Source organism: Mobilicoccus sp., assembly GCF_032060985.1.
Taxonomy (GTDB): Bacteria; Actinomycetota; Actinomycetes; order Actinomycetales; family Dermatophilaceae; genus Mobilicoccus.
This window is the reverse complement of sequence record NZ_DAMBGD010000004.1, coordinates 1-12335: the sequence shown is the minus strand read 5'-3', so window position 1 is coordinate 12335 and position 12335 is coordinate 1. Positions and strand designations below refer to the sequence as shown.

Annotated in this window: 10 protein-coding genes and 1 pseudogene; 3 read left to right on the top strand and 8 right to left on the bottom strand. The window is 72.4% G+C overall.

Translation table 11 applies throughout. The features are described from left to right. The first annotated feature begins 82 nt into the window (after positions 1-82). Positions 83-736 (top strand): TenA family protein, encoded by a 654-nt coding sequence (locus RT054_RS04565; RefSeq protein WP_312722530.1) that lies wholly within the window; start codon positions 83-85, stop codon positions 734-736. 81 nt (positions 737-817) lie between these two features. Here RT054_RS04565 and RT054_RS04560 read toward each other — a convergent pair whose 3' ends face one another. The 8 genes and pseudogenes from RT054_RS04560 to RT054_RS04525 all read right to left on the bottom strand — a co-directional run bounded on the left by RT054_RS04560 (position 818) and on the right by RT054_RS04525 (position 10386). Continuing rightward, a complete protein-coding gene (locus RT054_RS04560; RefSeq protein WP_312722528.1) occupies positions 818-1972 on the bottom strand; it encodes a TerC family protein in 1155 nt (384 codons plus the stop codon). Positions 1973-2206: 234 nt separating this feature from the next. Next, the gene (locus tag RT054_RS04555; protein WP_313022313.1) at positions 2207-2995 is read right to left on the bottom strand and encodes a siderophore-interacting protein; all 789 of its coding nucleotides are present in this window, start codon (positions 2993-2995) and stop codon (positions 2207-2209) included. Beyond that, positions 2979-4439 carry a GuaB1 family IMP dehydrogenase-related protein gene (locus RT054_RS04550; protein ID WP_313022310.1) on the bottom strand — a complete coding sequence of 487 codons (1461 nt, stop codon included), beginning with the start codon at positions 4437-4439 and terminating at the stop codon, positions 2979-2981. The genes RT054_RS04555 and RT054_RS04550 overlap by 17 nt, the downstream gene beginning before the upstream one ends. Positions 4440-4549: 110 nt before the next feature. Continuing rightward, complete coding sequence (gene ppgK, locus RT054_RS04545) at positions 4550-5323, bottom strand: polyphosphate--glucose phosphotransferase (RefSeq protein ID WP_312722526.1); 774 nt, start codon at positions 5321-5323, stop codon at positions 4550-4552. A gap of 265 nt (positions 5324-5588) precedes the next feature. Then, on the bottom strand, positions 5589-6446 hold the full coding sequence (gene map, locus RT054_RS04540; protein WP_313022309.1) for a type I methionyl aminopeptidase: 858 nt from the start codon (positions 6444-6446) through the stop codon (positions 5589-5591). Between the two features lie 72 nt (positions 6447-6518). Then, positions 6519-7742, bottom strand: a complete 1224-nt coding sequence (rocD, locus tag RT054_RS04535; RefSeq protein ID WP_313022506.1) for an ornithine--oxo-acid transaminase — start codon at positions 7740-7742, stop codon at positions 6519-6521. A 174-nt stretch (positions 7743-7916) separates the two neighbouring features. Then, positions 7917-9089 (bottom strand): annotated as a pseudogene (locus tag RT054_RS04530) (MFS transporter); the annotation flags it as partial. 37 nt (positions 9090-9126) lie between these two features. After that, on the bottom strand, positions 9127-10386 hold the full coding sequence (locus RT054_RS04525) for a M20 family metallopeptidase (RefSeq protein WP_313022308.1): 1260 nt from the start codon (positions 10384-10386) through the stop codon (positions 9127-9129). Between the two features lie 206 nt (positions 10387-10592). Here RT054_RS04525 and RT054_RS04520 point away from each other — a divergent pair, with 206 nt between their 5' ends. Beyond that, the gene (locus tag RT054_RS04520) at positions 10593-11651 is read left to right on the top strand and encodes an Lrp/AsnC family transcriptional regulator (protein ID WP_312720664.1); all 1059 of its coding nucleotides are present in this window, start codon (positions 10593-10595) and stop codon (positions 11649-11651) included. Next, positions 11648-11998, top strand: a complete 351-nt coding sequence (locus tag RT054_RS04515; protein ID WP_313022307.1) for a hypothetical protein — start codon at positions 11648-11650, stop codon at positions 11996-11998. Before RT054_RS04520 ends, RT054_RS04515 begins: the two co-directional genes overlap by 4 nt. The last annotated feature ends 337 nt before the right edge of the window (positions 11999-12335 follow it).

The window sequence follows — 12335 nt, the reverse complement described above, 5'->3', positions numbered from 1 at the left end:
GGCGTGGGCGGCGTCTCCGGTGCCGGGATCGAGGGCGCCCCGGGGCTGACGGCGAGGGGGGTCTGCTCCCTAGGGTGAGGGCATGACGAGCTATGTCGACCGACTCCGTACGCAGAACGCCGCCGACTGGGAGGCCGCCGTCGGCCACCGCTTCATCGACGAGTTGCTCGCCGGGACGGTGGCCGACGACGTCCTCGCCCGCTACCTCGTCCAGGACTATCGGTTCTGCGACGCGTTCACGATGTTGCTCGGTCAGGCCTGCGCCTCCGCACCCGACCTGGCCGCCCGCCTGCCCCTCGCGCGACAGCTGGGATTCTTCGCCACCGACGAGAACACGTACTTCACCGACTCCTTCGACGCCCTCGGCGTGAGCGAGAAGGACCGCGTCGACCCGGACCTCACGCGGGCGACCCGTGACTTCGACGCCGTCATGCGGGAGGCCGTCGACGCCCGGTCCTACCCGGCGGTGCTCGCCGTCCTCGTCGTCGCGGAGCGCCTCTACCTCGACTGGGCGACCCGGGAGGACGCCGACCCGCTCGCGGCGACTCGTCCCGAGCACGTCGGGTGGGTCGATCTGCATCGAGGAGCGGATTTCGAGGCGTGGGTCGGCTGGCTCGAGGGGCAGCTCGACGCCCACGAGCCCCACGACGCGGCCGAGAGGAGGCGCGTCGAGACGCTCTTCGCTCGAGCCGTCACCTGCGAACGCGCCTTCTTCGACGCGGCCTACCAGCACTGAACGCCGCGCCGCCCCGGCGGGGGAGGAATCCCTGCCGGGGCGGCGCGTGTGTGCGCATGCGTCGTGCGACGAGCGCTCTCGTCACTCCGCGCCCGGGCGCGCCGTCCTGGGCGCGGCCGGGGCGACGTCGGCGGAGGAATCGGGAGCGGAGGTCGCGACCACGGCGGCATCCGCGTCACGGTCCCGTCGGGACGTCCCGCCGCCGGTGCCGGGCTCGGCCGTCGGGCTCGGCGGGCTCGCCGCGCGCTCGCGACGGTCGGCGACGAGGCTCGTGACCGTCGTGATCGTGAGAGCGGCGACGATGACGACGAGCGAGGCGAGGGTCGGCACGGTCGGCACCTCCGGCCACACGCCGTGGGCCCAGTGCAGGATGAGCTTGACCGCGATGAAGGCGAGGATGACCGCGAGGCCGTAGCCGAGGTGCCGCAGGCGGCCCAGTGCCCCCTCGAGGACGAAGTACAGCGCCCGCAGTCCGAGCAGGGCGAACGCGTTGGTGACGAACACGAGGTAGGGGTCGCCGGTGATGCCGTACACGGCCGGGACGGAGTCGACGGCGAAGACGATGTCGGTGCCGAGGATCGCGATCGCGACGAGACCGAGCGGGGTGAGCGCCCGCCGACCGGCCTCGCGGACGCTGAGACGGGGCCCGCGGTAGTCCTCGGTGACCGGCATGAGGCGCCGCGTAAACTTGACGATCTTCAGCTCGTCGACGTCGACGTCGTGACCGCCGTGGCGGGCGTCACGCAGGACGCCCCAGGCGGTGACGAGGAGGATGACCCCGAACAGGAGGAACATCCACGAGAACCGGGCGATGAGCGCGGCGCCGAGCGCGATGAAGATCGCCCTCAGGACGAGCGCGCCGATGATGCCGATGAGCAGCACACGCTGTTGCAGCGCCCTCGGTACGGCGAAGGCCGACAGGATGAGGATGAAGATGAAGAGGTTGTCGACCGACAGCGACTTCTCCACGAGATAGCCGGTGAGGTACTCCAGGCCGGTCTGGCCCCCGTAGGCGCGCCACAGCCACGCGCCGAACGCGAGCGGAAGGGCGAGGTAGAACGCGGACCACGCGAGCGCCTCCCGCATCGACACCTCGTGCGGGCGGCGCGTGAGCGCGATGTCGAAGAGGACGAGGGCGATGATCCCGCCGATCGTCACGAGCCACAGGGTGGGATCGGCGATCGACGTGATGGTGCCGGGCGGGGCGTCCGCGGCGGCAGAGATCGACAGGGGCATGGCTTCCTCGCATCGTCAACTCGGTGCGAGGTCTCCTTCACCCGCGACAGCGGGCGTGCGCCGGGTGGGACATCGATCCCACGCAATGACCGGCAGCACCTTGGTGAAGTACTCCCCTCGGTGTGCTCAGCGTAGGGAAACGGTGCGGGACGCGTCAACAAGGACGCTCGGCGCGCCGGAACCGTGAGACGCCGGCTGTGGCCGGTGTCTCGTGACCGCGTGACGGCGTCGGGATCAGCTCTCGGCGCGACCGCGGCGCCAGTAGGCGACGGCGTCGAGGAGGCGCCGATCGCAGCCTGCCGAGGTGAGCAGGTGGGTGCGCAGCGTCGTGACGGCGTCGGCCTCGGCGCCGACCCACACGACGACGCCGGGTCCGGCCGTGCGCAGGTGCGGCGCGAGCCCCTGCACGAGCTCTCCGCTCGCGCCGCCGTGCACCGAACGGAACCACCACGTGACCTCGGCGGTCGCCGAGGTGGGCAGGTCGAGGCGTTCGGCCTCGTCGGCCACCTCGACGTGCACCTCGGCGAAGGCCTGCGCGGGCAGCTGCGCGAGGATCTCCCGCAGCGCGGGGAGCGCCGTCTCGTCGGCGACGAGCAGGTAGCGGGTGTGGGCGGGATCGAGGTGGAACTTGCCCATCGGGCCGGAGAGGACGAAGTCGTCACCGGGGGAGACCCGCTCCACCCACCGCCCGGCCACCCCGTCGCCGTGACGGACGAGATCGATGGCGGCCGTGCCGGATTCGCCGTCGAGGTCGCACAGCGTGTACGTGCGCCGCTTGCGGCGGGCCGCCGAGTACTCCGCCGACGCGACGCCCTCGGGCCCGAACGAGGCACCCTCGGGAAGGACGATCGTCACGCGTTGGGCCGGGCTCACCGACTCGACGTCGACGAGGTCCTCGCTGTGGAACCGCACCCTTCGCAGCCTCGGCGTGAGGTCGACGACCTCGGTGACGACGCACACCCGCGGCGCACCCGAGCGCCGCTGCGGCCCCCGCGGGCCGACGGACTCACCAGGACGTGGCACGCGGCCTCCCCTCGTCGTAACCGGCCGTGCTCTGCAGGCCGACCCGGGCACGGGAGTGGAACTCGCCGATCGTGCGGGCACCGGCGTAGGTGAACGAGCTGCGCACTCCCGAGACGATGCGGTCGAGCAGGTCCTCGACGCCGCCCGCGTCCGGGTCGAGATACATCCGCGAGCTGGAGATCCCCTCCTCGAACAGGGCCGAGCGGGCGCGGGCGAACGAGGACTGTTCCTTGGTCCGGGCTCGGACCGCGCGGGCGGAGGCCATGCCGAAGCTCTCCTTGTAGGTGCGACCGTCGGCGTCGCGCACGAGGTCGCCGGGGGACTCGTACGTGCCCGCGAACCACGAACCGATCATCACCGAGGCGGCACCGGCCGCGAGCCCGAGGGCGACGTCGCGGGGGTACTTGACCCCTCCGTCGGCCCACACGTGGGCGCCGTTCTCCTTCGCCGCCGCGGCGCACTCGAGGACCGCGGAGAACTGGGGGCGACCGACGCCGGTCATCATCCGCGTCGTGCACATCGCGCCGGGGCCGACACCGACCTTGACGATGTCGGCACCCCCGGCGACGAGGTCGTGGGCCCCCTCGGCGGCGACGACGTTGCCCGCCGCGACCGGGATACGTCGGCCGGTGGCGGCCTCATGGGCGTCCCGCGCCCCGACGGCGGCGGCGAGGGCGTCGAGCATCTTGTCCTGGTGACCGTGCGCGGTGTCGACGACGAGCACGTCGGCCCCGCTCGCGAGGAGGCGCTCGGTGCGCCCCCGGACGTCGCCGTTGATGCCGACGGCCGCCCCGACCATGAGCCGACCCTCGGGGTCGAGCGCGGGGGCGTAGATGGCCGAGCGCAGGAGGCCGGTGCGCGTGAGAAGACCGACGAGACGCTCGTTCTCGACGACGGGCGCGAGACCGAGGTGGTGGGACTCGAGCGCGCCGTAGGCGTCGTCGAGGTCGACCCCGGCGGTGAGGGTGAAGAGGTCACGGCGCATGACGTCGGCGACGGTGGCGAACCGGTCGACCTCGTGGCAGTCCCGCTCGGTGACGAGCCCGATGGGGCGCCGGGCCGCGTCGACGACGACCGCGGACCGGTGCGCGCGCTTGCCGATGAGCGCGAGGACCGCGGCGATGGGTTCGCCGTCACCGACGACGACCGGCGTCTCGTACACCGGGTGTGCCCGTTTGACCCGGCCGATCGTCTCCTCGAGGGCGCCGATCTTGACGTCCTGCGGCAGGATCGCGACCCCACCACGACGCGCGATGGTCTCGGCCATCCGCCGCCCGGCGACCGCCGTCATGTTGGCGACGACGATGGGGATCGTCGTGCCGACGCGGTCCGGCGTGCGCAGGTCGACGTCGAGGCGCGAGGCCACCGACGACCGCGACGGGACCATGAACACGTCGCTGTACGTGAGGTCGTAGGCGGGCTGGGCGCCGTTGAGGAATTCCACGGGCGCCATCGTAGGAGCCGCCGTCGACAGCCTCGACGGCCCGGGTCGACACCGCGGGTCCGACGCCTGCCACGGCCGGGCGTGCGTCGGGCGGTGACGGGGCGCGAGGCTCAGGCGCCCTGGTGGTCCGCCCGCTGAGCGGCCAGCCACGCGGCCCCGATGATGCCCGCGTCGTTCCGCAGCGTCGCGGGGACGATGGGGGTGCGCAGATCGAGGAGGGGGAGGTACCGGTCGGCCTTCTTCGAGACGCCTCCGCCGATGACGATGAGGTCGGGCCACAGGAGGTCCTCGACGTGACGGAAGTAGCGCTGGAGGCGTTTGGCCCACTTCTCCCAGGAGAGGTCGTCCGCCTCGCGGGCTCCGTTGGAGGCGCGCTTCTCCGCGTCGTGGCCGTCGATCTCGAGGTGACCGAGCTCGGTGTTGGGCACGAGGGTGCCGTCGACGAACAGCGCCGAGCCGATCCCGGTGCCGAGGGTCGCGACGAGGACGGTACCCCGGACACCGCGGCCGGAGCCGTACTGCATCTCTCCCACGCCGGCGGCGTCCGCGTCGTTGAGCACGGTGACCTGGCGGCCGAGGGCCTCACCGAGGAGCGCACCGGCGTCCGTGCCGACCCAGTCCTTGTCGATGTTCGCGGCGGTGCGGACCACCCCGCCGGTCGTCACGGCCGGGACGGTGACGCCGATCGGGCCCCCGCCGCACCGGTCGTCGAACTCGGCCGCGATCTCCTTGACGATCTTGACGACGGCCTTCGGGGTGGAGGAACCGGGCGTCTCGATGCGGATGCGATCGGCCGCGAAGCTCCCGGCCTCGAGATCCACGGGCGCGCCCTTGATGCCGCTGCCGCCGATGTCGATGCCGAGCGGAAGGGGGCTGGCGGTCATGAGTCGTGACTCCTCGCGGTCGTGGACATGAGGCGAACAGAATAGGACGCCAGGGTGAAGAGACCGGCGACCGCCGTCGGCCGACGGGCTGACCCTGTCGCCCATCGATCCGCCTCGCACGGCGAATGGGCCTGTCGTTCAGGGGCGGTCGTCGACCGGCGCCGGGGACGGGGAGGGGCGACGGGTCCTGATTCCCGCGCGGGACCGCACTGACGTGGGCCCCGGATCGGACGGTGACCCGCTGCCGGGCGACCGGAGCGGGTCCTCAGGCGAGCGTGAGGACCTCGGCGCCGCGGTCGGTGACGAGGAGGGTGTGTTCGAACTGCGCCGAGCGGCGTCCGTCGGCGGTGACCGCGGTCCAGCCGTCGTCCCACTCGACGCAGTCGGGGGTGCCGAGGCTCAGCATCGGTTCGATCGTGAACGTCATGCCCGGCTCGATGACGGTGTCGTAGCCGGGGGCGGCGTCGTAGTGGGGGATGACGAGCCCGGTGTGGAACGCGGTGCCGATGCCGTGACCGGTGTAGTCGCGCACGACGCCGTAGCCGAAGCGCTTGGCGTAGCTCTCGATGACCCGTCCGATGACGTTGATCTGTCGGCCGGGCTTGACGGCCTTGATCGCCCGACGCAACGCCTCCTCGGTGCGCTCGACGAGCAGGCGGGACTCCTCGTCGACGTCGCCCACGAGGAAGGTCGCGTTGGTGTCGCCGTGGACGCCGCCGATGAAGGCGGTGATGTCGACGTTGACGATGTCGCCGTCGGCGAGGGGTCGGTCGTCGGGGATGCCGTGGCAGACGACCTCGTTGACGCTCGTGCAGCACGACTTGGGATAGCGGCGGTAGCCGAGGGTCGAGGGGTAGGCGCCGGCCTCGATCATCGACTCGTGGGCGATGCGGTCGAGCTCGTCGGTCGTCACCCCGGGGGCGACGGCCGCGCCGACGGCGCGCAGGGCCCGGGCCGCGACCGTGCCCGCGTGCCGCATCGCCTCGATGGTCGCCGCGTCCTTGATCTCCGAGCCGGTGTAGGGCTGCGGCGCGTCGCGGTCCACGTACTCCGGACGAGCGATGGAGGAGGGGACGCGGCGTCGCGGACCGACGCGGCCGGGGGTGAGGGCGGGGCTGGGCATGGGCACCACTGTAGGCACCGGTCCGCGGGCACCCTGCCACGGTGCCGTCCCGGGCCTCGGGAAGGCCGGGGATCAGGCCTCCGCGAGGGCGTCCGCGAACGCGGCGACGAGGAGGTCGACGTCGTCCTCCGTCGCGACGAGCGGCGGCGCCAGGCGGATGGTCGAGCCGTGGGTCTCCTTGGCGAGGACCCCTCGGGCCAACAGTCGTTCGGACATCGCCCGGCCCGACAGACGCCGCGGGTCGATGTCGACGCCCGCCCACAGGCCCCGGCAGCGACTCGCGAGGACACCCTCACCGACCAGGCCGGTGAGCCCGGCGTCGAGACGCGCCCCGAGGACGCGGGCCCGCTCCTGCATCTCGCCGGTCGCGAGGATGTCGACGACCTCGTGGGCGACGGCGCAGGACAGGGGGTTCCCGCCGAAGGTCGACCCGTGCGAGCCGGGGGTGATGACGTCCATGACGTCCCGGTCGGCGAGCACGGCGGAGACGGGCAGGAGGCCGCCGCCGAGGGCCTTGCCGAGGATGTAGACGTCGGGGACGACCCCTTCGTGGTCGCACGCGAAGAGTTCACCGGTGCGGGCGAGGCCCGACTGGATCTCGTCGGCCATCATGAGCACGCACGCGGCGCGCACCCCGGCGAGGTACCCCGGGGGCGGGATGACGACGCCGCCCTCGCCCTGGATGGGCTCGAGGAGCACCGCGACGACGTCGTCGGTGAGTGCCGCGGTGAGGGCGTCGAGGTCGCCGTAGGGGACGGTGACGAACCCGCTCGTGTAGGGCCCGAACCCGGAGCGGGCGACCTCGTCGGTGGAGAACGAGATGATCGTCGTCGTCCGGCCGTGGAAGTTGCCGCCCATCGTGACGATCGTGCCGCGGTCGGGGGCGACGCCCTTGACCTCGTGTCCCCAGCGCCGGGCGATCTTGAGGGCGGTCTCGACGGCCTCGGCGCCGGAGTTCATCGGCAGGGCGGCGTCCTTGCCGGTTAGCGCCGTGATCGCCTCGAGGAACGGCCCGAACCGGTCGTGGTGGAAGGCGCGTGAGGTGAGGGTGAGGGCGTCGAGCTGGGCGTGCGCCCGGGCGAGGAGCCGCGGGTGTCCGTGTCCGAAGTTGAGCGCGGAGTATCCGGCGAGGCAGTCGAGGTAGCGGCGGCCCTCGACGTCGGTCACCCACGCGCCCTCACCGTGGGCGAGGACGACGGGCAACGGGTGGTAGTTGTGCGCCGTGAACGTCTCGGTGAGGGCGATGTGCTCCGCGGTCGAGCGGGCGCGCTCGTCGGCGAGGGCGTGGGTGGTCATGGATCTCCTCGGGGCGCGTGGGCGGTGCTCAGGCGTGGACGATCGAGGGCGCGTCCTCGTCGGCGAGGTCCTTGCCCCTGGTCTCGGGCAGCGACCACACGATGGCGGCGGAGACGAGCAGCAGGGCGATGACGTAGATCGCGAACGGGTCTGCGAGTGGTACCTCGCGGCGAGGGCCGACTGCAGCAGACCGGCGGTGCCGCCGAAGATCGCGGTGGCGAGGGCCATCGGGAAGCCGACGCCGATCGTGCGGATGCGGGTGGGCACGAGCTCGGCCATGTAGGCGGGGCTGATGGCGCACGGCGCCGTGAGGAACGTGTAGGCGACCGCGAGGGTGATCGCGAGGCGTTGCCACGACCCGTCGATGAAGCCGAGCAGCGGCAGCGTCACGAGGGCCATGCCGAGGGTGCCGATGAGCATGACGGGGCGGCGGCCGATGCGGTCGGAGAGCAGACCCCACACCGGCAGCAGCGCGACGAAGAAGAAGTTCATCGCGAACCCGGTCCAGAGGGTCGCCGTCGGGTCGGCGCCGAGGACGGCGATCGAGTACCCGGAGACGACGACGAGGAAGAGGTAGTAGGACACGGTGAGGCCGGCGGTCATCCCGATGACCTTGACCGCGACGACACGCGACCGGACGATCTCGGCCCACAGGTCGACCTTGGGCCGGTCGGCGGCCTCGGCGAAGGTCTGCGTCTCCGGCATCCGGTAGCGCGTCCACACCGCCCACATCGAGCCGAGGAAACCCACGATGAACGCGATGCGCCAGCCCGAGGCGACCATGCCGCCGGCGCCGAGCCACGTGGACAGGAGCGCGGCCAGGAGGATGCCGAGGTTCGCGCCGAGGGTGCCGGCCGTGTAGATGAGCGTCGACCAGAGGCCGCGGCGGTCGGGGGGAGCGGCCTCGGCGAGGTAGGCCTGCGCGGCGGGCTGCTCGCCGCCGTGCGCGAGCCCCTGGACGAAGCGGCCGAGGAGGAGCAGGACGACGGCGAAGACGCCGATGAGCATGTGGCTCGGCGCGATCCCGATGATGAGCGACCCGACGCCGGCGAACGCCGAGGTGAGGATCATCGAGGTGCGACGCCCGCGGGTGTCGGCGATCCGGCCGAAGAAGAACCCGCCGATGGGCCGGGCGAGGAACCCGATGAAGAAGACCCACCACGTGTTCTGGAAGGCGTGGGCCGCCTCCGTGGAGGCGAAGAAGTTGGCGGCGAAGAACGCGGCGAACGTGCCGTAGATCGACCAGTCGAACCACTCGAGGGCGGTGCCGACGGCGGTCCCGACGAGGGTGTGGTCGTTCCTCTTGCCGGCCGAGTCGAGGCGGGGTGCGGGGGCGGTGACGGACATGGCGTCTTCCTTGTCGGGCGAGGAGGGCAGGGGGTGATCAGGCGTCGCGCGAGGCGGACGCGGCGAGGCGGCGCGTGGCGATCTCGGCGAGGACGCTCACTCCTGTGGGGATGACGGCGTCGTCGTAGCGCGCGTACGAGCTGTGGTTGAACGGCGCGGTGGCCGGGTCGAGCCCGGTGGGGGTGGCGCCCAGACCGATGAAGGTGCCGGGCACGGTGGCGAGGACGCGGGAGAAATCCTCGGAGCCGGCGAACGGGTGGGGCAGGTGGGTGAACCGCTCGGGGCCGAGGACGTCGGCGACGAGATCGGCGACGAAGTCGGTCTCGGCGGGCGTCGTGTGGGTGCACGGGTAGCCGTCGATGTGGGTGATCTCGGCGGTGAGTCCGTGGGCGGCGGCGATGCCGTTCGCGAGTGTCTCCGCCGCGTGGCGGAACTCGTCGCGGGTGCTCGTCGACCATGTCCGGACGGAGGCGGTGATCATCGCGTACTCGGGGATCGCGTTGGGGGCCTCGCCGGCGTGGATCGAGCCGACGCTCGCGACGACCGGGTCGAAGACGTCGAAGCGGCGGGTGATCATCACCTGCAGGGCCGTGACGATCTCGCAGGCGACCGGCACGGGGTCGAGGGCGCGCTGCGGCGTCGAGCCGTGCCCGCCCTTGCCGCGGACGACGACGGTGAGACCGTCGGCGGCGGCCATCATCGGGCCGCGGCGGCCGACGACCATCCCCTGGGGGAACCCGGCGGCGAAGACGTGCAGGGCGTAGGCGGCCTCGACGCGTCGTCCGGAGGCCTCGAGGACCCCCTCGCGGATCATGAGCGCGGCGCCGTCGTGCATCTCCTCGCCCGGCTGGAACATGAGGACGACGTCGCCGGCGAGCTCCTCGCGGCGGGCACAGAGGTCGTGCGCGACCCCGACGAGAATCGCCGTGTGCATGTCGTGACCGCAGGCGTGCATGAGGCCGGGGTTCTCCGAGGCCCAGACGAGCCCGGTCTCCTCGGGGACGGGCAGCGCGTCCATGTCGGCACGCAGGAGGACGGCGGGGGCGTGGCCGTCGGCGTCCCGCGTCTCGCTCCGGATCTCCCCGCGGCCGCGGATGACGGCGGTCACCGACGACAGGTCCTGCCCGAGGGTGATCTCGAGGGGGAGGTGGTCGATCGCGTCGAGCACCCGACGCTGGGTGCGCGGCAGGTGCAGACCCACCTCGGGGTCGGCGTGCAGTTCGTGGCGCAGTTGGACGAGTTCGCCGGGCGCCGTGGCCGATCCGGCGGCGCGGACCGTGTCCGAGAGCAGTGACATCGTCGGCTCCTTTGCTGACGTGCGGGGCGCCGGTGGGGGAGGCGCAGCTCGATGACGTGAAGTGTGCGAGTCCTCTCCCCGGCCGGGCCCGATTCGGCAGGATTGCCGCACGACGGTGCGAAGATCGACCGACATCGTTCACGGCGGGCTCGTCGCGAGGAGGAATCGTGCAGGGGTCGGGGCCTTGATCACGGCGGGAGACGTCCGTGGATGACGTGGATCGGGCGATCTGTCACGTCCTGCAGATCGCGCCGCGGCTGCCGTGGGTCGACGTGGGGGCCGTCGTCGGCATCAGCGCGACCGCGTGCGCGGCGCGATGGAAGCGGCTCACGGGTGAGGGGCTCGCCTGGGTGAGCGTGCAACCGGTGCGGACCGCCGGCGCGCAGACGACGGCCATCGTCGAGGTCCGGTGCGCCCCGGCGAACCGGAGGGCCCTCGCGAGGACGCTCGCGGCCGATGCGCGGATCGTCGGGCTCGACGAGTCGACCGACGCGGGGTTGTTGCTCGCGACCGTCATCACGCCCGATCTCGGCGGCCTCACCCGTCTCGTCCTCGACGACCTCGGGAGCTGTGGCGACGTGGCGGGAGTCGACGCCCATGTGGTCACCCAGGTGATCCGCGACGGCTCGGCCTGGCGTCTGGACGACCTCGACTCCGATCAGATCGCCGAGGCCGGCCGGCTCGACCGGTTGGCGCGCGCCGACCTCGGCCAGTGGGCGCCCCGGGGCGCGGCCCCCGCCCCCGCCGAGCCGCTCGGCCCCGAGGATCGCGCTCTCGTCGCGGCGTTGGCGCGCGACGGCCGGGCGTCGGTCGCCGAGCTCGCCCGCCGGACGCAGGGCACACCGGCGACGGTGCGCCGGCGCCTGGCCCGCCTCGTCGGCACCGAGACGATCCGGTTCCGGTGCGAGGTCGCCCACGCCGCCGCGGGCTGGCCGATCACCGCGATCTGGTTCGCCCGGGTGCCGCCCGCCGAGTCCGAACGCACCATCGCGGCGCTGGGATCGCTCGCCCACCTGCGTCTCGGGGTGCAGACCACCGGTGAGGCCAATCTCGTGTTCTCGGTGTTCAGCCGGTCGGTCGCCGGGGTCGCGTCGTTCGAGAAGGCGCTCGGGGGGAGCGTGCGGATCGAGGTACTGCGCTCGATGTTCCTGCTCCGCTCGGTCAAACGCATGGGCTGGATCGTCGACGAATCCGGTCGACGCACGGGCAGTCTCGTCGTTCCCGCCGTGGCGGAGGCGGCGGCGGGCCTACCTTCGGTCCCATGACCCACGACTTCGACCCCCCGACCGCCACGCCTCGCGACGCCCCGGCCACCCATCTGCGCTCGTGCCTCATCCGCGACGTGCGCCTCGTGCCGGTGGGCGACCGGGGCCGACGGGGTTCGGCGCGCGCGAGCGGCACGGAGACCGAGCCGTCCGAGGGACTCGTCGGCGTGCGTATCCGCGACGGGGTCGTCGAGGCCGTCGCCCCCGGCCTCGACGCCGACGGCCTCGAGGTCCACGACGGCGGCGGCCGCTGGGCGATGCCGGGGCTGTGGGACGCCCACGCGCACCTGGGGCAGTGGGTGCAGATGTCCGGGGTCGAGGAGGATCGGAACAGGATTGAACGCTAGGCGGGTGCTGGGCCGACCGCCTCGAGCAGCGGCTCGTGGTGTGGACGACCGCGATGCGCAGCGCCGCCTCCGGCTCGCCCGGGACGATCTGTCCGGCCGGCGTGACCTCGAGTTGGCCGGTGTCGAGGCGGACCCGCACGTGTGAGGTTCGGCACCACGCCGTTCAACAGCCAGGGCGCGCTCATCAGCAGGGCGACAGGAGTAGTCGGTCCGGTGCTTCCGAGGGGGCAAGGTGGGGTATGCGCGAGGCGATTACGTCTGCCCTGCGAGTGGAGTCCCGCAGTGAATCGCCCCGGGTCTGATGGAGGCTCTCAATCCTGGGAAGGATGATGAGAGT